Here is a 20,295-nt window from a genome sequence, read left to right as displayed (position 1 = left end):
TCGCGGCGAACGGGGGAGGGGGCCGGGTCAGAGCAGGAGGGCGCGCGTAGCGCTTCCGTTGGGGGTGGTGGAGGGCGACGGGTCAGAGCAGGAGGGCGCGCGTAGCGCTTCCGTTGAGGGTGGTGGAGGGCGACGGGTCGGGCAGGACGGCGTCCACGGGCAGGTCCAGGTAGGCGCCGCGCTCGGCGCGCACCCACAGCTGGTAGGCGGGGGTCGTGTCGGGTCCCAGCCCGAGCACGGCCGCCCATTCGGACTCCGTGTAGTTGCGCATGGGCCGGGCGCACAGCCCGCTCCCCGCGGCGGCCAGGCAGCCCCACTGGGCGATCCAGCCGAGCAGGGGGTGCAGGGCGGTCTGGGCGCGGTCGCCGAACGCCCGCGCCCACGGCCCGAAGTCCGCGGACAGGGTGTACCCCAGCGAGGAGGAGGCGTTGGTGTCCCCGGTGCGCGGCACCGGGCGGTCGGGTCCGGTGCCGCCGCCGGGGTACAGCTCGGCGGCGACCCGGTCGTCGACCCGGTCCCCGGCGAGCACGACCCGGTCCAGCCGCAGGGTGTCCGCGGGGGCGGCCGGGACCGCGGCGGCCAGTGCCGCCGCCAGGGCCGCGGTGACGCCGGCACCGTCCCCGGGGGACACGTACGCGCTGGTGACCAGGTTGGCGGTGGACACCCCGCTGGTCCGCGCGTCGAGCCAGTCCCGCAGGCCCGTCCCCGCCGCGGCGCGCGCCGCCACCGCCGCGGCCCGGGCGAGGGCCCCGGCGCCGACCTCCACCGCTCCGGTGGCACCCGCCGGTTCGGCCGCCGCGTCGTCGGCGCCGGCCGTTCCTCCGGCCTCCGCACCGGGCTCGGTGGTGAGCAGGGCGCAGGGGGCGAAGCCCTCGGGCACCGGGACCCCCGCGGGGGCGAACAGGGTGCGGGGGGCCAGTCCGGCGCGGGTCAGCGCCAGGCCCAGGGCCGCGGCCAGGTGGCCGCCCTCCAGCAGCGCCAGCGACGGCCGCAGCCGCCCGTACTCGGGCGGGTAGCGGCGGTGGTCCACCGCCACCGCGACCCGCGCCCCGGCCAGGGCGGCCTCCAGGTCGTCGGGCACCGGGGACCCGGCCCAGGGGTGCAGGGCGCAGGTGCGCGGGTCCATCCGCAGGCACCAGCCCCCATCCTCGGCGGACAGCAGGAAGACGTCGGCGCCGAACAGCCCGCGCGGCGAGGGGTAGGCGCGGTGCACCGGGTAGCGGTCGGCCGGGGAGACCCGGCGCACCCGCACCGCCTCCGCGCAGGCCGCCGCCAGGCGCGCCCCCGGGGACCAGCCGCCCCCGATCGCGGGCCCCGCGGCGTCCGCCGCGCGCAGCGCGGCCAGCGCTCCCCGCGCCGGCTCCGGCAGCGGCGCACCGGCCGCCGTCCGCAGCGCCGGATCGCCCAGCGTCCGGCCGAAGAACAGGGTCCGCACCGGTTCCACGTCCTTGTCGTGCGACTGCGCGTGGAACGCCGCCAGCGCCCGCGCCTCCTGCGCGGCCGTCACGGGAACGGGTGCGGGACCGGGTACACCTCGCCGGGTCGCTCCCACGGGACACCTCCCTCGAACAGGTCGGACGCCCGGGCCAGCCGTTCCAGGCCGCGCGTCCTGCGGTGGGTGTGGCCGAACGTCATCGGCAGCGCCCCCGGCACGATCACCTTGACCGACCGCACCCCGGCGGCCTCCGTGTACGGGGCGCTGCTCTGGTCCACGACGACCACGTCCAGGCCCAGGCCGTGCAGCACCGCCAGGTGTTCGCGCAGCACCGCGCCCAGGTCGGCCCCGGCGAACGAGGACGGCCCGCGGGCCGCGAACTCCTCCGCCGGCACCGTCCCGGACGGGTGCTCCAGGAACTCCCAGTGCGGACGGGCCTCCCACAGCCCGTGCATGCCGGTGTGGTCCTCCAAAGTCCTGACCAGGGTGAAGTCGTCCAGCATCGGGCGGCACCGCTCCACGCTCACCGACTCCCGCATGCGCACCCACTTGGGGTACATGAGCGCGTTGGTGGCGGTCTCCTCCACCGCCGCCATCAGCGCCCGGTGCGGGTCGGCATGGGTGCCGGTGGCCAGGCTCATCGCGGGCGCCAGCCCGGAGCGCACCGCCTCCTCGGGGGCGGTCACCGTCGCGAGCGCGGTGGGCACCCCCAGGTCGGAGGTGGCGTCCAGGACCCGCAGCCGCAGGCCCCGCTCGGCGAGCAGGTCCAGCAGGTGCACCAGGCCGGGGTGGTCTGCGGTGTCGACCTCGCGCAGCCGGGTCCGCGAGTACCAGGCCAGCAGGAAGGCATCGCGCTCGATCACCTCGTACAGCCCGTACAGGACGGCCTCGGCGAGGTCGCCGCCGACGGCGCAGCCGTTGGACGACTCGTACAGGAAGCGGGTGTCGGCGGTGCCCGCGTGCCAGAACGCCACGTGCTCGGGGACCAGCACCGGGCGGCGCTCCCGGGTGGACCACCCCCAGACCCAGTGGGTGGGGGTGTGGGGGGTGTAGGGGACCGGGTCGAAGGCGGGGTGGCCGTACCACTCGGGTTCGTGGAGCCCGAGCCGGGCGGGGTCGACGGCGTCCCCGGCCAGCGCGGCGTAGGAGCCCCACACGCGGGGCGCGCCGGTGTGGCGGTGGCCGCCGGTGACGCGCTCGACGCCCTCCAGCAGGGCGGGGACCTCGCTGTCGGTGAACCGGGTGGAGCGGCCGTAGCCGCCCTCGCGCCGGGTGTGGCCGGGGGCGACGGTCTCGCAGGTGACCAGGGACAGCGGGGACTCCTCGTCCCGGTACAGGTGGGCGGCGGGGCCGAAGCGGAAGTCCAGCAGCCGCTCGCGCAGCGCCTCGCGGTCCATCCGCCGCACCCTCAGCGCGTGCCCGGGGACCGGGCGCGGGGCGTCGAGGTCCAGTCCGCCGGGCACGCCCAGGCCCTCCCCGCCCGGGAAGCAGCGGGCGCACCGCGGGTGGGGGACGAAGGTGTGCCGGGTGACCTCGCCGGTGCGGCAGTCCAGCGCCCACAGCGCCCGCCGCAGGGCGCCGGGGTCGGCGGCCGCCGACCGGACCAGGGCGGCCCAGGCGTCCTCCCACAGGGGGAGGAGTTCGGGCTCGCCGCCCTCGGGGCAGGAGTCGCCCTCCAGGTCGCGCCGCCACAGCCCCGCGCACCGGGAGCACCCGGTCCCGTCGCCGACCCACGGCCCGACGACGGCCAGTCCGCCGCTCATCCCCAGGTGCAGCACCCCGTCCCCGGCCGCCAGGGTGAGGGGCTCCGCCAGGGTCGCCCCCGCCGGTGAGGGGATTTCGGTGGTCACGTCCATACGGCCACCGCCGAGTGCACGCCGTGGGCGGCCCAGGGGGCCGCGCCGCCGGGGGCGGCCACCTGGACGCGGCCGCTGTGGGCGGCCCAGGCGGACAGGGAGGCGGCCGCGTCGGGGGTGCGGGCGGCGTGGGCCGCCAGGCCGGGCAGGTCCTCGCCCTGGGCGGCGGCGACGGCGCGGAGCAGCGCCTCGCGCAGCGCCGCGTCCGGGTCGGCCGCCGCACCGGAGGCGAGCACCGCGGGCTCGGCGGGCGCGGATGTACCGGGGACGACCGATGTCGTGCCGGGGGAGGCGGCACCCTGACCGGCACCGGCGGGTGTGCCGGGGGCGGTGGGTGTCGTGCCGGGAGAGACGTCACCCCGGTCGGCGCTCGCGTGCGTGTCCGGGGCGGCGGTGCCGGCGGCGCGGACCTCGGCCCGCCACAGCCCGGCGCCCTCCAGTTCGTGGAAGCGGACGGTCGCGGCCACACCCGCCCGCAGCGTGAGCGCCGCCCACAGGCGGCGGGCGGCCGCGGACATCGGACCCGGCGGGTCGACCTCCTTCCACGGCACTCCCGCGCGCAGCACCAGGTCGCCGACCGCGTCGCCGACCGCCTCGGCGCGCGTCGACCCCAGGCCGCGGCCCGCGTCCCCGGGGGCGGACCCCCAGGCCACCGCGTGCAGCGAGCCGATCAGCGCGTCCAGCCGGGCCTGGGCGGTGGTGGTGCCGCAGCCGCTCGCCCCCCGGTGCCCGGTGCGGGCCAGTCCCACCGGGAGCTGGGGCAGGTCGCCCGGCGCGGGCTCGCCCACCGGGCCGAACACCCGGTCCCACAGGGGCGCGAGCGCGTCCAGCCGGTCGGTGGTCGGCGGCGCGGGCTCCGGCGCCGCCGGGAAGTCCTCGGTGCGCCCGGCGTCCAGCGGCGGCAGCAGCGGCAGCCGGTGGGGCTCGGAGACCAGTTCGTCGGTGGTCACCAGGAACTCCGGGCTCGCCGCCCCCGCCGCGCCCTCCGTCACCCGGGCCACGTGCGCCACCACGGACAGCGCCAGCTGCGCCGCCACCAGCGTGCGCGCCGCCTCCGAGCCCGGTGCGCCCGGGTCGGCCCCCGCGGGCTCGTCCAGCGCCGCGGCCCAGGCGCGCAGCGCGGCGAGCGCCTCCGGGGAGGCCGGGGCGTCGCGCGGCCCCGCCGCCCACACCCCGCGTTCGGCGACGATCACGTGCAGGGCCTCCGGGTGCCCCGGCACCGCGGACCGGACGGCGGCCAGCACCCCCGGTTCCGGCGGCCCGGTGTCGGCGGACACGTCGCGGAACCCCGCCCGGCCCAGGGCGCGGCGCACCGCGGCCTCCACCGGGACCGACTCCGCGCGCACCCGCACCGCCGTGCCCCCCAGCGCCCGCAGCGCCGCGAACGGCCGCGAGGTCAGCGCCTCCAGGTGCGGGTAGACGGCCTGCTCCGTCCCCTCCAGCTCATGCTCCTCCTCGGCCTCGCGCAGGAACCCGTGCTCCTCCAGCTGGTCGAGGACGCCGGTCAGCACCGGCCGCCCCTTCTCGGGGAACCCGCCGACCAGCGCCTCCCGGGTGAACCCCGAGCGCAGCACCGGCTCCAGCGCCCGCCAAACCGCGTCCGCCGGGGCGCCGCGCAGCACCACCGCGGTCGCGCCCATGCTGACGGCGACCCCCTCGGCGGCCAGCGACCGGGCCCGCACGGCCCTCTTCAACCGCAGCATCGGCTCAGGCACCGCCCCTCCACGGCAGGGTCGGCTTCAGTCCCGGGTCGCCCTGCTGGTGCTCCACCACCCGGCGCACCGTCTCCTCCCAGGTCTCGCCCACCACCTCCTGGGCGGCCTCGGTGAACAGGTACGCGATCGAGTACCGCTGGATCGGGGTCACCCCCATCAGCGGCAGCAGGTCGAAGAAGCAGTTGATGAGGAACCGGAACGCCGCGAACCCGTACCCGTCCCCCAGCCGCGTGAAGTCCAGCTTGCGGAACTCCCGGTGGAAGTCGCTGTAGGACCGCTCGTCCGACCCGCTCCACCGCACACGCACGTCGTCGCCGAACCGCGACGCCGCGGTCAGCCGGTCCTGGTGGGGGTAGGGCAGGATGTGGTCCCGCCGCGCCAGCTCCACCGCCTCGGGCAGCCACCGCCGCGTCCACTCCAGCCAGCCCGGTGCCGACGGGTCGGCGGCCCGCCCCTCGTGGATCGGGGCCAGCAGCGCCACCAGCTCCCCGCGCTGGGACCGGTAGGACTCCGCCAGCCGCGCCTGCGCGGTCCCGTCCGGGTCCGACCAGTGGAAGTACTCCTTCCAATGGGACAGGAACGCCTGGTACCCCGACCGCAGGCCCCACTCGGGGTACTGCGACGCGATGGCCCCCATCCCCGCGAACACGTGCGCGAACACACCCGTCCCGTCCACCCGGTCGGCGACCAGCCCCAGCCCGTCGGTGAGCACTCGCCCCTTGAGCGCGATCGCCTCCGGCCCGCGCAGGAACGTGTCCACCGGGTCGCCGTCCAGCCGCAGTACTGAGTTGTCCGGCTCCAGCGGCGTGTACGGGGGCTCCACCAGCTCCAGGCGCCCCAGCCGTTCGGAGAACGCCTCGTACCTGTCCGGGTCCAGCGCCGCCGCGGACGGCCGCCGCTCCAGGAACGACCGCGCCCGCGCCTCGGCCAGGTCCGCGGCGTCGGCCACCGCACCGTCCCGCCCGTCCAGGTACAGCACGCAGTGCGGGCCCAGCCGCCAGTGCAGGTGCAGCCACGCCGCGGTGATCCCCGGCCGGGCCGCCGCGTCCCGCGCGGCCGGGACCAGGCACTCGCCCAGCAGGGCCGCCTTGTCGCTGTCGTAGTAGGTCACTCGGAGTCCGACGGTCACGGGACCAGCCTCACTTCGCCTGGGGGATCGGCCGCCTCGGTGGCGGCGGGGACGACGGCCAGTTCGAGGAACACCTCGGTGGCGTGCCGGCCGCGCGGGCCGCTGAGCCCCGCGTCCGCCGGGTCCGGGGACATCTCCTCGACGAGCAGCAGCGGACCCAGGTGGTCGAGCCGCTTGGCGGCCGTGGCCGTGTGCAGCCTGCTCAGGAAGTCCATGTGCTGCGGCTTGGGCGCCATCGCGCGCTCCAGCGGGCCCAGCCGGGAGCCCTGGAGCGGGCGCGCGAACACCTGGTCGGGGATGCCGCGGGCCATCCGCATCGTGTTGACCCGCCGGTGCAGCTCCGCGGCGGACTCGCCGGGGCGGGCCGCCAGCTCCGCGGTCTCCAGCGCCCACCGTCGGCGGAACAGGGTGACGGACCCGGCGCGCACGCGCGGCACCGCGCCCGCGAACCCGTTTTCCTCCCAGCGGGCGTGCAGGTCCATCACCGTGTCTCCGAAGGAGAAGAACGGCGAGTCCGCGACCATCGCCACGAGCATCTCGTCGTAGGGCAGCGCGTGCGGGACCAGGAAACCCGTGTACAGCGGGTCGATCTCCCGGTCCGCCGCGTCCGCGGCGCCTGCGCCTGCGCCGGTGCCGCCGCGCCGCACCAGCCGCAGCCCGTCCGGGGTGTGCACCAGCGCCAGGTCGGCGGTGGCGGGGCCGGGCAGCAGCACCGGCTCGTCGCGCAGCGCCAGTTCCTCCCCGGCCAGCGGCGGTGCCAGGTTCGCGTTGAACCCCAGCGCCGACCGCATGTGGACGGTGGGGGTGCCGGGCGGGCCCGATCGCCGCACGTGCTCGGCGACCCGGTCGCGGGCCCGCGCCGGCAGAGCGGACAGGAACCGGCTGAAGTACCGGGCCCGCCCGCCGTACAGGTGGTTGAGGACGAGCCGGCCGCCGTCGGGCTGGCCGAACACCGCCAGGGAGCGGCGCGCCGTGAACTCGCGCTCGGGCAGGAGGCCGGCGATCTCGGCGACCACCGACGGATCGACCGCGGCCTCCTCCCCGGTGGACCGGGCCAGCTCGGCCAGGTGGTCGACCGCCCGGCGCCGGGCCGCCACCAGGCGGCGCAGGCCGTCGCCCGGGTCGGGGACGCCGTCCAGGTCCCCGGCCATCAACCGCTGGGTCAGGGGGAACGCGGCCCGCGCGTGCACCGCGAACCCGTCCAGGTCGTCGCAGCGCCCGCCCGCGCCGTAGCGGGACACGAACACGCTCTCCAGCGCGCCCGACAGCATCCGCTGGTCGTCCAGGGCGAACAGCAGCGGCATGATCCGCCGCAGGTCGGCCGTCCACTCCCGGGTCCACGCCCGCGGCACCGGGGCTCCCCGGGACACGTGGCAGTCCTCGACCAGGGGCGAGGAGGCGGCCTCCGGCGGTACCGGGTCGGCCCCCGGCGGGGTCACCGCCGCCGACCACAGGCGCGACAGGCGCGTCACCGACCGGGCGCGCTCGGCGCCGTCCGCCTCCGCGAACCCCTTGAGGACCTCCTCGGTGGCGTCGAACGCCTCCTCCATCCGCGCCGCCGTCCGGCCCGGCAGCCGCCGCACCAGGTCGTGCCAGCGCCGGTCGTACTCCGGGTCCTGCTCGGCGGCGGGCGCCCAGGGCACCAGCACCCCGGCGTCGATGAGTTTGGCGAGCACGTCCCGCAGCGCCTCCGGTGGCCGCCCCAGGTCCGCGGCCAGCCCCTCGCCCAGGACCCGCAGCACCACCGGCCGGGCCGCCCGCCGCTCCAGCGAGGAGAGCAGGGCGCCCCAGGCCCCGGCCAGGGGCAGGCGCACCTCCTCCTCGCCGAACGCCTCCGCCCGCGCGCCCGGCGAGGGCGGCGCCCAGCGGCGGCGGCGCACCAGCAGCCGGTCGCCCTCGCGGCGCGCCCCGCCGGTGAGCACCCACTCCAGCTCCGGGCGCGCCTCCGGGTCGGCGGCCAGCGCCCGCGCGGCCTGGCGCACCAGCAGCCGGCGCAGCCCCGCCACGGTGGTGGAGCGCAGCGGCTCCCCGTCCCGGGTCGGCGAGGACGGGTGCTCCAGGTCGTCGAAGTGCACGCCGGTGTACAGCGAGTACGGGCTCACCTTGACCGTGGACCGGGAGTGGTAGCGCACCAGGGCCGGCTCGGCCTTGCGCATCCGCTTGTTCGGGGCCCGGTCGGCCGGGACCGCGGCCCGCGCCGCCACCGCCCGGTGCAGGTCCGGGCTGGACAGCGCGGTGCTGCGGTCGGTGGCCGGGTCGCGCGCCCACGCGGCGAGCTCGGCGCGCTCCTCGGCCAGCGCGGCCGGGTGCGCGTCGTCCAGGGCGGCGGTGGCCGCCCGGGTCCGCTCCCAGCTGTCGGTCCACTCGCCCAGCGCGCCGATCCGCCAGGTCAGCGGATCGCCGACCAGGGGCGTGCGCGGCGGGCGCCGGTTGAAGACGTCGCGTTTGACGGCGAGCGCGGTCCGCCGGTCCGCCTCCTCCTCCAGCGTCGGGGCGAGCAGGTGGAGGGCCTCCAACAGGTGGTCGCGGATGCGTTCGCGGTGCGCCTCCTCGTCGGCGAGGGTGCGCAGCAGGTCCCGCTCCAGGTCGGCGCGGGCCGAACGCAGCGGGCGGTAGGGGTACAGGTTCACGCGGGAGACCAGGTACGGGCCCTCCACGTGCTCGAAGCGGTCGGCGGGACCGGGTGTGCTCACGCGCCCTCCGTGCCCGCGTCCGCGTCCTTGCGCTTGCCCGCGCCGAACCCGCGCGGCTCCCGCTCCGACGCCCACCGGAACCAGCGCAGCGCCACCACGGTGCCCAGCAGCGACCAGCCCAGCAGCAGCCACACCGACGGCCAGTCCCACAGCGGGCCGCCCTCCGACAGGGCCCCGTGCAGCAGCACCGTCAGCGGGCGCCCGGGCAGCACGTCCACGATCGCGCCCAGGGTGTCGCCCAGCGGCAGGATGATGAACCCGCCCGCCAGGAACGCGGTGGGGAAGAAGATGCCGTTGATCATCGGCACCGCGGCGTCGGCGTTGGGCGGCAGCAGGGAGGCCGCCGCGCCCAGCGGAGCCATGCACACGAACCCGAGTGCGACCGCCGCCAGCAGCAGCGGGACGCGCTCCGCCGGCACGCTCACGCCCATGAACACGCCGATCACGACGATCACCGCGAGCACGACGACCGTGGTCAGCAGGGTGTTGGCGAGGTAGGCGCCCATCACCGTGACCGGCTTGACCGGGGTGGTCCGGAAGCGCTTGAACAGCCCGTGGTGGCGGCGGATGGCCAGCCCGATCGCCACGTTCGCGAACGCCACCGACATCAGGGCGAAGCCCAGGACGCCGCCGAAGCTCAGGTTGGCCTGGGTGATGGAGTAGTCGCCCAGGTCCAGGACCGTGTCGGCCTCGGAGCGGAACGCGAACCCGAAGCCGAGGTAGAACATCACCGGCATCAGCACGATGAACGCCAGCGTGATCGGGGAGCGCCAGAACTCCTTGAGCTCCCCGTCGACGTGCAGCAGGAAGGTGCGCAGCCCGTTGGCGCGGGCGCCCGCGCGGCGTGCGGCGGGCGCGGTGTCGGTGGTGCTCATTCGGCCTTCCCCGAGGTGGTCTTCTCCGCGCCCGCGTCGAGCATCGCCAGGTAGGCGTCGTCGAGGGTGGGCGGCACGATGGTCAGCCCGCTGATGGTGGCCCTCTCCCGCTCCGCCCAGGCCTGGACGTCGCGGACCACGGAGTCCTGGTCGTCGGTGTGGATGCGCACCCGCCCGTTGACCAGGCTCGCCCCGGCGGGGAGGCGGTCGGCGCCGACGCCCGGGTCGGCGAACTCCACGACGGTGAACGCGGAGGAGGACCGGACCAGCTCGTCCGGGGTGCCCGAGGCGATGAAGGAGCCGTCGCGGATGACGTCCACCCGGTCGGCCAGCTCCTGCACCTCGGCCAGGTCGTGCGAGGTGAGGATGACGGTGGTGCCGCTGTCGCGCAGCCCCGCGACCAGGCCGCGGATGCGGCGGCGCGACACCGGGTCCAGGCCGGTGGTGGGCTCGTCGAGGAAGAGCAGCTCGGGGCGGCCGGTCAGGGCCAGGGCCAGGTCGAGGCGGCGGAGCTGGCCGCCGGAGAGGGACTTGACCAGGGCGCCGCGCTTCTCGGCGAGGTCGACCTGTTCGAGGATCTCGTCCAGGCCCACCGGGTCGGGGTAGTAGGAGGCGTGGCGGCGCAGGATGTCGCGCACGGACAGGCCGGGTTCGAGCATGGACTGCTGGAGGACCACGCTCATCCGGGTGCGCAGCCGGGCGAAGTCGCGGCGGTTCCCGGGATCGAGCCCCAGGACGGACAGCCGGCCGGAGGTGCGGCCGCGGTGGCCTTCCAGGATCTCGATGAGGGTGGTCTTCCCGGCGCCGTTGGGGCCGAGCAGGGCGGAGATCGTGCCGGTGGGCACCCGGTAGTCGATGCCGTGGAGGACTTCGCCCTTGCCGTAGTCCTTGGTGATGCCCGCGGCCTCGATGGCGTGTTCGGTGGGGACGTCTGCGGCGGCGGGCGCGGGGTCGCCGGTGCCGCCGGTGTCGCTGGGGTGCACGTGCTGCCCTCGGTGTTCTCGTGGGGTTCGCGGGTGGGGGCGGCCCCCCGACCGGTGGGGAACCGCCCTGGGTGCAGGGCTCGGACCGGATCCGGGTCCGGGTCAGCGCCGGGTCGGAAGCGGATGGTCGATCCGGTTGGAAACCGGACACCCGATCCGTATCGGCCTCGGATGGCCGATCCGCTTCAGAGCCGGATGGCCCGTCCGGATAGGAGCCGGATGGCCGATCCGGTTCCAGATCGGATAGCCGATCCGCTTCAGATCCGGATGACCGATCCGGATCGGGACCGGATGGCCGATCCGGTTCAGGGCCGGATCAGCCGCACGAACCCGAGGAGCAGCAGCTGCTGGAACCGCAGCACGAGGTGGAGGTGCAGCTGCTGGAGCCGCTGGTCGCGCCGGTCTCGGGGACGGCGACGGCCTCGCGGACGCTCATGACCTCCATGTCGGAGAAGTCGAGGTCGGGCAGTTCGATGGAGGGGGAGTCCTGCATGGGGGAACCTTTCGTGGAAGAGAAAACGTCACCCGTTCGTCCACGCTTTGACCGGTCGACCGGACGCGGCTTTTCCCTATCGGGTCGGTGGGTCTTTCCTTGCGGAGAGACCGTCCCCGGGCAAGGGGGTGGCCGAAAACGGTCAACGGGTTTATCGCTTGTGCAGCGTGAATGCTCGACGGGGGGTTTGGGAGTCGTGGAACGGGGGATGTGGAAAGGTCGCTCCGCACGTGGAGCGCGATCCGTCGGTCACACACCGGGACCCGGTCCCGGCATGTCGGCGGTGGGCGGGGTCAGCCGCAGGAACCGCCGGAGCAGCAGCTGCTGGAGCCGCAGCAGGAGGTGGAGGTGCAGCTGCTGGAGCCGCTGGTCGCGCCGGTCTCGGGGACGGCGACGGCCTCGCGGACGCTCATGACCTCCATATCGTCGAAGTTCAGCTCGGGCAGGTCGATGTCCAGAGCCGTGGATTCGGGCATGGTGAGCCCCTTCGTTCGTTTCGTGCGCGGTCCCCCGGGCGGCACGAAAATAACATGCGTCGCGGAAAGCGGATAGGGGCCGTATCGACCATTCTCCGTAGCGTGTCCTCGGGTTCGCGTTCCCGTAACAATGGAAAACGCCCGGGAGGGCGGTTCGGTATGGGGTCCCGAAAGGTCTGGAATTCCAAGGATTGTTTCCGGTGGGGTCCGCGGTGCTCAGCGGCGGTGTTCGGCGGGATCCGGGCGCACGGCTCCGGGCGCCGCCGGGCCCGCGCCCCGGTCGCCGTGCCGCCGGTCCGGGCCGGTCGGCGGGCGCGCCGCCAGGGCGCGGAAGAGGCGGAGGACGGCGGCGGACCCGCCCAGCCACAGGGCGAGGACGACCGGCAGGTTGAGGTCGTCCGTCCCCTCGAGGAGGGCGAGGGCCACCAGCAGCGCCGAGGAGGCCAGCGCGCACAGGAACGAGACCGGGTTCCGCAGCCGGAGGAAGGCGTACCAGAGCAGGAGGGGGGAGATCAGGCCCAGGGTCGCCAGGGAGACCAGGCCGGCCAGGGCCGGGCCGATCCACGCCCAGGCCGGGTCCGGGCCGGGGGGTCCGGGCCGCCGAACGGAGGAACCGTTGATGGCCATGGCCCCATGCTAGGCGCCGGACCCCCGGATCAGAAGGCCGTACCCGGCACCCGGGGTGTACGCCGGGGGTGCCGTGTCCGGCGCCCGGTGTGCGGGGTGCGGCCGGGGGCGTGAGCCGAGGCGGGTGCCCGGGGAGTGCTGCCCGGCGCCCGGGGGCGCCGGGGCGTGCATCCTGGGGATCAGGCGTTCTTCCACTCCGGGGCGAGGACCGACCAGATCTCGGTGTCGCGGCGGCTGCCCCGGTACAGGAAGTTGCCGCGCATGACACCCTCCCGGGTCATGCCCAGGCGGCGCGCCACCGCGATGCTCGCCGTGTTCTCGGTGTCCACGTGCCACTCGACGCGGTGCACCCCGCGCTCCTCGAACGCCCAGCCGATGAGCACCCGGGCGGCCCGGGTCACGAGCCCGCGGCCGGAGGCGGCGGGCTCCAGCCAGCAGCCGGCCTCGGCGGTGCCCTGGGAGGTGTCCAGCTGCGGCAGCAGCACGCCGCCGACGAGCTTCCCGTCCAGCCGGATCCCGCAGATGCGCCCGGTGTCGGCGGCGGTCCTGTCCGCGTACCGCTGGAGGTAGGCGCGGCTCGACTCCAGGTCGGTGACCAGGTCGGGCAGGCCGACGTAACGGCCGATGAACTCCCGCCCCCGGTCGATGTGGTCCAGGAACTCCTGGGCGTGCCAGGGTTCGAGCGGGCGCAGCTCGGCGCCGTCTCCGAGGGGTGTGCTGTACATCGGGCTCCTCGTCCGAAACGGTCAGCGGTGATAGGGGGCGGGCATGGTCGGGGGACCGGGCCAACCCTACGCGGGTCATATGAGAGGTTCCTCCTGATTTTCGGGAGGAAAGCGACGGGAGGACGGGCCCCACCGCACGGGTGCGGGAGGCGCGTCCGCAGCCCGCGGCCGGCCGCTCCGGCGGCGCCCCGTCGGGGGGCGTTCCCAGGCCGTCGACCGCGATGGCGTGCGCGCTTCCCGGCGCGGGCGCCGTGGTGTACTGTCCGGGACGGCTCGGCGGCGCTGCGAGGACGGGACACGGGTATGCCAACGGCGGAGATCAACGGCCACTCACTCTTCTACCGGGAGTACGGGGAGCCGTCGGCCCCGCCCCTGGTCATGGTCCACGGCCTCCACGGCGAATCGGGTGATCTGGCCCCGGTGGCGGAACGCCTGGCGGAATCCTTCCGGGTCGTCACGCCCGACATGCTGGGGCACGGCGAATCGGCGCACCCCGAGGAGTTCGTCCTGGAGGACCAGGGGCACGCGCTCAACGGGCTGATCGCGTCGTTGGGGTACGGCTCGGCCGCCGTTCTGGGCCATTCCATGGGGTCGTACGTCGCCGCGCAGGCCGCCGTCCTGGAACCCGCGCGGGTGTCGAAGCTGGTGCTGGTCGCACCGAAGGCGCACGGGTTGACGTCGTCGTCGGCGGCGTACGCCGAGCGCATGGGGTTCGACCTCGCCGGCGCGTCGGCCCGGGACGCCCTGGAGTTCATGGCGGGGGCGCTCTGGTCGCCGGACACCTCGGACGACCGGCGCACGCAGATCCTGCTGAGCCTGGGCTCCGACCCGGCGTCCCCCGAGGAGAAGGCCGCGGTGGAACGGTCCCTGGCCGGGTTCGACCTGCGGCCCCGCCTGGGCGGGATCACCTCCCCGACCCTGGTGGTCTCCGGCAGCGGCGACGGGCTGAACACCCCGGAGATGGGCCGGGAGGTGGCGGTGTCGATCCCCGACTTCCAGTTCCGGGTCTACGAGCACTCCGGCCACATGCTGCCGTACGAGGAGACCGACCGCCTCGTCGCGGACGTGACGCACTTCGTCCTGGGCTGAGCCCCGGCCCGCCGGTCGCGGGCGACCGGCCGGGCGGGGCGCGGAACGTTGAGCGCCCTTCGGGCCGGGAAGGCGCCGGCCGCGGGGCCGGCACCGGACCCGCCCGGGCGGGTGCGTCCGAGCGCCTGTCCTCCGAGCGGTCCGCGGCGGCGGTGCGATCGGCGGGCGTCGCTAACCTGTGGGCCATGGAACGGCGCGACATCGAGATCTTCCTGACCCTGGCCGAGGAGCTGCACTTCGCCCGCACGGCCGAGCGGCTGGGCGTCAGCGGCTCCCGGGTCAGCCAGACGATCAAGAAGCTGGAGCGCCGATTCGGTGTGACGCTCTTCCAGCGCACCAGCCGGCAGGTGGCGCTGACCCCCGTCGGCAGTGCGCTCCGAGAGGACGTGCAGGCCGGCTACCAGCGCATCCAGGAGGGCATCGCCAAGGCCGTCGCCGCCGGCCGGGGCTTCTCCGGGACCCTGCGGGTCGGCTTCTCCAGTCCGCTGGTGGGCGAGGCCGTCATGGCGGCCTCCGAGGCGTTCCGCGCCGAACACCCCGAATGCGAGGTGCGCATCCGCGAGGTGCACCTGTCGGACGCGTTCGGCATGCTGCGCGGCGGCGAACTGGACGTGCAGATAACGGAGCTGCCCGTACGCGAGGCCGATCTGGAGAGCGGTCCGGTGCTGCTGCGCGACGCCCGCATGCTGGCCGTGTCCTCCCGGCACCCCTTCGCGCGAAGGGACGGCGTGACCGTGGAGGACCTCACCAGGGACACCGTCCTCGTCCCCGCCGACGCGCCCGCGTACCTGCTGGACGTGCTCGTCCCCGCGCAGGCGCCCAGCGGGCGCCCCATCCGGCGGACACGGACGCTGACGTCGCGGCAGGAGCTGCTGACGCTGGTCAGCGGGGGCGCCGGGATGGCGGTGGTGGGCAGGCAGGCCACGCGCTACCACGCCCGGCCCGATATCGCCTACGTGCCCTTCGTCGACCTGCCGCCGATCGAGTACGGGCCGGTCTGGCCCGCCGCGGCCCGGACCGGCAGGGTGCGCTCGTTCGTCGAGCACCTGCGGGCGGAGCCCGATCGCTGACCCAGGGGTCAACGATCCTTTCGGAGATCGTCGTTGTTGCGGGTGGGCGGGCCGCCGAGGATGAAGGCACGACAACGGCGAAGGGAAGAACCATGACGAACCCGGTTCCCGAGGAGTACAAGGGCGGCGTCCCCTACCTCAACGTGCACGACGCCGAGGCGGCCATCGCCTTCTACCAGGAGGCCTTCGGCGCGGAGCTGAGGATCCGGATCCCACGGCAGGGCGGCAAGGTGGCCCATGCCGAGTTCCGGATCGGCGAGGCGGTGTTCATGCTGCGCGACGAGTACCCCGAGTACGACTTCCGCAGCCCGAGGACGCTCGGGGGCTCGCCGGTCAACCTGATGGTCTTCGTGCCGGACGTGGAGGCGCTCGCCGAGCGGGCCGCCGCCTCGGGGGCGCGGATCGTCCGGCCGGTGGAAATGCAGTTCCACGGCGACCTCCAGGTCGAGCTGGAGGACCCGTTCGGCCACTCCTGGTTCTTCGCCGGCCGCGTCGCCGAAATGAGCGCGCGGGAGCTCACGGAGACCGCGACGGCGGTGGGCCTCTGACCCGCCCGGATCCGCTGCGGCACCCGCCCGGGGGACCGCCCGTGCCGCCCGGGGGATCCCCCGGGCGGCACGCGGGCGCGGGGCGGGCGGCGTGTCAGGCTCCGGGGTTCAGCGCGGCGGCGGCCGCGGCGAGGTCGGCGCCGTCGCGCGTGGTCAGGGCGTACAGGGCGTGCCCGATGGGGGAGGCGTCCCACAGGTGCCTCGCCTGTGCGACCAGGCCGGGGTGGACGCGGCCGCCCGCCTCCCCGTACGCGGACACGGCGGCCCGCAGCATCTCCTCGCCCGCGGCCCCGTACTGGGCGGCCAGGTCGCGGGCCGGGTCGTCCACGCGGGCCGTGGTCCAGTCCAGGACGCCGGTGATCGTGCCGTCCCCGTCGAACAGGACGTGGGCGGGGTAGATCTCGCCGTGCGTCATCACCGTGGACGGGGGCCAGCAGGTGTCGTCCTCGAGCCAGTCCTGCCAGGCCCCGGCCAGGGCGGGCGCGACGGTGAACTCCTCGCGCACCCGCGCGATGTCCTCCGCCCACGACCGGCGCACCTGCGCCGGCGTGCGCACCTCGACCCCGGCGGCCCCGGCCCGCTCGGGGGTGATGGAGTGCAGGCGCGCCAGCAGGCGGCCCAGCCGCTCGGCGTAGCCGGGGTCGGCCGGGTCCATGTGCCACTCCGGCTCCCCGCCGGACAGGGTCAGCCCGGGGGAGCCGGGCAGCGCCGGGTAGGCGACCAGGTCGGGCCCGCGCACCTGCCAGTCCGGCACGGCGACGCCTCCGGCCGCCAGGGCCGGGGCCACCAGGTCCAGGACGCGGGCCTCCGCGGCCATGCCCGCCGAGACGTCCGCGCGCCGCGGCACGCGCAGCACCCACCGCCGCCCCTCGGTGTCGTCGGCCATCACGACCCGGTAGTCCAGGCCCGCCTCGTTCACGTCCGCGGACTCCGGGCGCAGCTCCAGCCCGTGGGCGGCGGCCAGGGCGATGACATCGTCGATCGTGCTCATGGGACCACGCTCTCATCCGCGCGCACCCCGTTTCCACGTCCGCGCCGCCCGGTCGCGCAGCCGTCCACGGGCCGGGACGCCCGTGCCCGGGGGAGCCCGCCCTCAGCCCCGGAACCCGTAGCCGTTGCCCTCCGCGGTCATGATCAGGGTGAGGGCCCCGGACATCGCCCGGGAGGCGGCCCGGCGCTCCTCCAGGAGCCCGGGGGTGTCCGGCGGGGCCAGGCCCAGGGCCTTCGCCGCGGGGCGCGGGTCGTCCTCGTCGGGGTCGTCGGGGTCGAGGTCGCGGAACCGCTCGGCGGCGAGGAGTTCCAGCGCCTCGACCAGGTCGCGGCCCAGGACCCGGAACCCGCCCTCGGAGTCGGCGTACAGGACGGGGCGCCGAGGCCCCTCACCGCACAGGAAGTAGGTGCCGCCCGCCCCCTCGTAGGCGAACGGCTCCAGGCGCCGGCCGCCGATGAGGTGGACCTCCTCGACGTGGGGGTCGCCGCCCCCGTACTGCTCGTCGAGGTCGGTGTACACGTCGAACGCGGCCAGGTGGTCCTCGGTATCGGAGTCCTCTCGGGCGCGGCGGAGCAGTTCCGGTTCCTCGGCGGGGCCGGTGAGCCAGCCCGCGGCGGCTGCCGGATCGCCGATGTCGGCGGGCACGAGGCCGGCGGTGCCGTCGGCGCCCACGACGACGCGCGCGGGGAGGCCGAGCACGGTCTCGGGCAGGTCGTACAGGGAGTGTGCGGAGTCCTCCGCGGCGGGGGGCAGGCCGAGGTCGGCGGCCATCCGCGCCCAGCCGAGCCGCTCGGCGGCGCACCTGCGCTGGTCGGGCACGCCGAAGCCGCGCACGGCCCCGGCGCCGAGCTCCGCGTCGGCCCGGGCCTGGATCTCGGCGTCGGAGGCGCCGGCGATGTCCGCGGCGGACCAGCCGGGGGAGATGAGGCTCGGCGGGACGAGGTGGGCGTGCCAGGCGTGCACCGAGAAGCCGTCCCCGAAGCGGACGGCGGGGCCGTGGGGGTGGTGGAGGCGGCCGCGGGCGTCGGTGTGGACCTCCACCGGGGGCGGGGTGAGGACCGCGACGTGCTCGAACGTCCACCACCAGCCCACCGCCGGGGCCAGGGCCGCCAGGGCGTCCAGCCCCTCGGCGTCGGCGTCCGCGGCGAGGTCGCGCAGCAGGAGCGAGGCCAGCACCGGGGCGGGGGCGACGGGCGTCCGGGCCTGCTGCTGGAGCGTCCGCCAGTGCCCGTCGGAGGCCGCCGGTCCGTCCGTGGCGGGGACGGGGAGTCCCAGGTCCCGGGAGAGCGCGGCACGGGTGTCGGCGAGGACCCGGTCGGAGAGGGCCGGGTCGGCGGGCTCGGCCGCCCGGGTCCGGAACTGCTCGCCGACCCAGTAGGAGTTCCAGGCCGGGGCCGGGACCAGCGCCTCCGCGGCCGTGAGGGCTCCGGATACGAGGTCCTGCGGCAGGTCCGGCTCCCAGAGCCGTTGCAGGAGGCCGTGGTCGGTGAGCGGGTCCGGGGTCGCCAGGGGCGCGCCGGCCCGGTCCCGCAGCGCCGCGTCGGACCTGAGGATGTGGACGGCGAGCAGCCCGGCGAGCGGGGACGCGCACCGGACGACGGCGGGCGGTGCCGCCCCCCGGCTCCGGTAGAGGTCGCCCACGGCGCGTTCCGCCGCGTCCGGGTCGGGATCGGCCGCGCGCTCCCGCCACCGCGCGGCCAGCCCCTCCAGGGTGCGGTGCTGCTCGTCGGTCAGTCCGTTCGCGGGCACGGTCACTCCTCGCATGGTCGGTGCCCTGTGTGACGGGCGGTGCCGCCCCCCGGTTCCGGACACGGCCACTCCGCCCCCGGCCTCGGCCGAAGCCCCCGGCGCGGGCCGGTCACCGTCGTGCGGACGGACCCGGGGGGCTCAGGGGGTGTGGGGTTCCGGGGTGGCAGGGGCCGGGCGGCGGGGGCGCACCAGCTGGGCGAGCAGGGCCAGCACCGGCAGCTCCACCAGCGGGCCGGCCACCAGGGCGACCGCGATCAGGGGCCGCTCGGGGAAGGCCGCGACCGCGATCGCCAGCGCGATGGGCGAGTTGCGGGCCGTGACGGTCATGGTCAGCGTGACCGCCCGGTCGGCCGACAGGCGCAGCACCCGGGACAGGCCCGTGGCGATCAGCGGCAGCGTCACGAAGAAGACCACCAGCGGGGGCAGCAGTGCGAGCAGGTCGGCGCCGTGCTCCAGGACCGTGCGCGACTGCCAGGCGAACATCGCGAACACGGCCGCGTACAGCAGCGGCAGCACCAGGTGCGAGGCCGGGCCGGTGACGCGGCGCTCGCGCCAGGCGGTTCCCCCGAACCGGGCCGAGGCCCACCGCAGCAGCATCGCCAGCGTCAGCGGGACCACGAGGACGAGCAGGACCGACTCGGCCAGTGTGGCGCCGTCGACCATGGCGGCCCGCCCGCCCAGCAGCAGCACGTACACCGGCAGCAGGAGCAGCTGGAGGACGAGGTTGACCGGCAGCAGGGCCGTGGCGATGCCGGTGTGCCCGCGCGCCATGGCGGTGAAGACCAGGTACCAGTCCGTGCACGGGGTCACCAGGAGCAGCAGCAGGCCGATGCGCAGGTCCGGCTCGCCGCCCAGCAGGCCCGCGCCCAGTGCCCAGGCCAGGGCCGGGGTGAACACGAAGTTGAGCACCAGACCGGCGGCGACCAGGGTCTTGGCGTGGCGGACCTCGCCCACGTGGGCGGCGTCCATCTGCACGAACACCGCGGTGAGCATCACCAGCAGGGCGGGCAGCACCGCGTGCCCGGCGACCGGGCCGACGGGCGGCAGCAGGCCCGCGGCCAGGCCCGCCAGGGCGGCCAGGGCCACGAACAGGCTCTGGAGGCGTTCGGCCGTGGACACCGGGTCAGCCCTCCTCGGCGGAACCGGGCCCCAGGGCGCCCAGCAGGCGGGCGGCCTCCCAGGCCGGGGAGCGCTGCGCCGGGAGCAGCCCCCTCTCCCCGTAGTAGCGGAGGGTGGTGGCCGCCACGCCGGAGCGTTCGGCCGGTTCGGAGACCCGCATCAACACCATGCGCACACGGTAGGCCTTCGAGCCGACTCGAAGGTCGAGCCGCCGGACGCGGAACGCGTTCAGGGCGTCCGGCCGTGCGCGCGGGCGAGGTAGTCGGTGAGGGGGACCGGGCGGCCGCGGGGGTGGTGGCGGGTGTGGAAGGCGTACTCGCCGATCGGCGTCGGGACGACCACCGCGCGGACCTCGGCGGAGGGCGCCACGACCGCGTCCAGGGCGCCGACCTCGGGGTACGCGACGAACGCGCAGGGCGTGGCCCGGCCGCCCCGGCGGAGCAGCACGACCGCGCCGTCCTCCCGGACCGCCTCGGCCCCGTGCAGGGCCTCCACGGTCCAGGCGCAGCCGCCCGAGCGGGGCAGGTACTCCCCGGCCATGCGGGCGACCACCTCGCCCACCCGTGTGTCGTCGGGCAGCTTCCACACCCGGGCGTGGGGTTCCACGTCGTCCCCCATCGACACGGAGTCCCGGTCCACGACCACTTTCATGCGCCGCCTCCCCGTTCGCCGTGTTCCCCCGGTGCGCCGCGGGGCCGGGCGCGTGCCCGGCCCCGCGGCCG

Annotated in this window: 19 protein-coding genes; 3 read left to right on the top strand and 16 right to left on the bottom strand. The window is 76.0% G+C overall.

Annotation, left to right across the window (positions count from 1 at the left end):
• Positions 1-82: 82 nt before the first annotated feature.
• The 11 genes from ACFVNO_RS18700 to ACFVNO_RS18650 form a co-directional block, all read right to left on the bottom strand.
• Positions 83-1,507: a hypothetical protein gene (locus tag ACFVNO_RS18700; RefSeq protein ID WP_378894077.1), complete on the bottom strand. Its 1,425-nt coding sequence runs from the start codon at positions 1,505-1,507 to the stop codon at positions 83-85.
• Positions 1,504-3,291, bottom strand: coding sequence for a TOMM precursor leader peptide-binding protein (locus ACFVNO_RS18695; RefSeq protein ID WP_378894074.1), 1,788 nt, complete (start codon positions 3,289-3,291; stop codon positions 1,504-1,506). Before ACFVNO_RS18695 ends, ACFVNO_RS18700 begins: the two co-directional genes overlap by 4 nt.
• Positions 3,282-5,006: a hypothetical protein gene (locus tag ACFVNO_RS18690; protein ID WP_378894071.1), complete on the bottom strand. Its 1,725-nt coding sequence runs from the start codon at positions 5,004-5,006 to the stop codon at positions 3,282-3,284. Before ACFVNO_RS18690 ends, ACFVNO_RS18695 begins: the two co-directional genes overlap by 10 nt.
• On the bottom strand, positions 4,999-6,135 hold the full coding sequence (locus ACFVNO_RS18685; RefSeq protein ID WP_378894068.1) for a hypothetical protein: 1,137 nt from the start codon (positions 6,133-6,135) through the stop codon (positions 4,999-5,001). Before ACFVNO_RS18685 ends, ACFVNO_RS18690 begins: the two co-directional genes overlap by 8 nt.
• Complete coding sequence (locus ACFVNO_RS18680; protein WP_378894065.1) at positions 6,132-8,828, bottom strand: lantibiotic dehydratase; 2,697 nt, start codon at positions 8,826-8,828, stop codon at positions 6,132-6,134. Before ACFVNO_RS18680 ends, ACFVNO_RS18685 begins: the two co-directional genes overlap by 4 nt.
• A complete protein-coding gene (locus ACFVNO_RS18675) occupies positions 8,825-9,703 on the bottom strand; it encodes an ABC transporter permease (protein WP_220564353.1) in 879 nt (292 codons plus the stop codon). The genes ACFVNO_RS18680 and ACFVNO_RS18675 overlap by 4 nt, the downstream gene beginning before the upstream one ends.
• A complete protein-coding gene (locus tag ACFVNO_RS18670; protein WP_355257618.1) occupies positions 9,700-10,686 on the bottom strand; it encodes an ABC transporter ATP-binding protein in 987 nt (328 codons plus the stop codon). The genes ACFVNO_RS18675 and ACFVNO_RS18670 overlap by 4 nt, the downstream gene beginning before the upstream one ends.
• Before the next feature lie 316 nt (positions 10,687-11,002).
• Positions 11,003-11,179: a thiazolylpeptide-type bacteriocin gene (locus ACFVNO_RS18665; protein ID WP_073380607.1), complete on the bottom strand. Its 177-nt coding sequence runs from the start codon at positions 11,177-11,179 to the stop codon at positions 11,003-11,005.
• 293 nt (positions 11,180-11,472) lie between these two features.
• Positions 11,473-11,655, bottom strand: a complete 183-nt coding sequence (locus ACFVNO_RS18660) for a thiazolylpeptide-type bacteriocin (RefSeq protein ID WP_220564355.1) — start codon at positions 11,653-11,655, stop codon at positions 11,473-11,475.
• A gap of 216 nt (positions 11,656-11,871) precedes the next feature.
• The gene (locus ACFVNO_RS18655; protein ID WP_355257613.1) at positions 11,872-12,282 is read right to left on the bottom strand and encodes a hypothetical protein; all 411 of its coding nucleotides are present in this window, start codon (positions 12,280-12,282) and stop codon (positions 11,872-11,874) included.
• Positions 12,283-12,461: 179 nt separating this feature from the next.
• A complete protein-coding gene (locus ACFVNO_RS18650; RefSeq protein WP_378894058.1) occupies positions 12,462-13,007 on the bottom strand; it encodes a GNAT family N-acetyltransferase in 546 nt (181 codons plus the stop codon).
• A gap of 303 nt (positions 13,008-13,310) precedes the next feature.
• On the opposite strand from ACFVNO_RS18650, the gene ACFVNO_RS18645 reads away from it, so the two are divergent.
• From ACFVNO_RS18645 to ACFVNO_RS18635, 3 genes are all read left to right on the top strand, one after another.
• On the top strand, positions 13,311-14,096 hold the full coding sequence (locus tag ACFVNO_RS18645; protein WP_355257607.1) for an alpha/beta fold hydrolase: 786 nt from the start codon (positions 13,311-13,313) through the stop codon (positions 14,094-14,096).
• A 185-nt stretch (positions 14,097-14,281) separates the two neighbouring features.
• Positions 14,282-15,166, top strand: coding sequence for a LysR family transcriptional regulator (locus ACFVNO_RS18640; RefSeq protein WP_378894054.1), 885 nt, complete (start codon positions 14,282-14,284; stop codon positions 15,164-15,166).
• A 92-nt stretch (positions 15,167-15,258) separates the two neighbouring features.
• Positions 15,259-15,714 carry a VOC family protein gene (locus ACFVNO_RS18635; RefSeq protein WP_378894051.1) on the top strand — a complete coding sequence of 152 codons (456 nt, stop codon included), beginning with the start codon at positions 15,259-15,261 and terminating at the stop codon, positions 15,712-15,714.
• Between the two features lie 94 nt (positions 15,715-15,808).
• Here ACFVNO_RS18635 and ACFVNO_RS18630 read toward each other — a convergent pair whose 3' ends face one another.
• The 5 genes from ACFVNO_RS18630 to ACFVNO_RS18610 all read right to left on the bottom strand — a co-directional run bounded on the left by ACFVNO_RS18630 (position 15,809) and on the right by ACFVNO_RS18610 (position 20,224).
• On the bottom strand, positions 15,809-16,705 hold the full coding sequence (locus ACFVNO_RS18630) for a macrolide 2'-phosphotransferase (RefSeq protein WP_378894048.1): 897 nt from the start codon (positions 16,703-16,705) through the stop codon (positions 15,809-15,811).
• Between the two features lie 102 nt (positions 16,706-16,807).
• On the bottom strand, positions 16,808-18,454 hold the full coding sequence (locus ACFVNO_RS18625) for a DUF6745 domain-containing protein (protein WP_378894045.1): 1,647 nt from the start codon (positions 18,452-18,454) through the stop codon (positions 16,808-16,810).
• A 138-nt stretch (positions 18,455-18,592) separates the two neighbouring features.
• Entirely contained in the window at positions 18,593-19,573 is a 981-nt protein-coding gene (locus ACFVNO_RS18620) for an arsenic resistance protein (RefSeq protein WP_378894042.1), read from the bottom strand.
• A gap of 4 nt (positions 19,574-19,577) precedes the next feature.
• On the bottom strand, positions 19,578-19,742 hold the full coding sequence (locus ACFVNO_RS18615) for a MerR family DNA-binding transcriptional regulator (protein ID WP_378894039.1): 165 nt from the start codon (positions 19,740-19,742) through the stop codon (positions 19,578-19,580).
• 59 nt (positions 19,743-19,801) lie between these two features.
• Positions 19,802-20,224, bottom strand: a complete 423-nt coding sequence (locus ACFVNO_RS18610; RefSeq protein ID WP_378894036.1) for a hypothetical protein — start codon at positions 20,222-20,224, stop codon at positions 19,802-19,804.
• Positions 20,225-20,295 lie beyond the last annotated feature (71 nt).

It is taken from the genome of Nocardiopsis sp. NPDC057823, from assembly GCF_042797335.1.
Classification (GTDB): domain Bacteria; phylum Actinomycetota; class Actinomycetes; order Streptosporangiales; family Streptosporangiaceae; genus Nocardiopsis; species Nocardiopsis changdeensis.
This window is presented reverse-complemented; position numbering and strand designations above follow the sequence as displayed.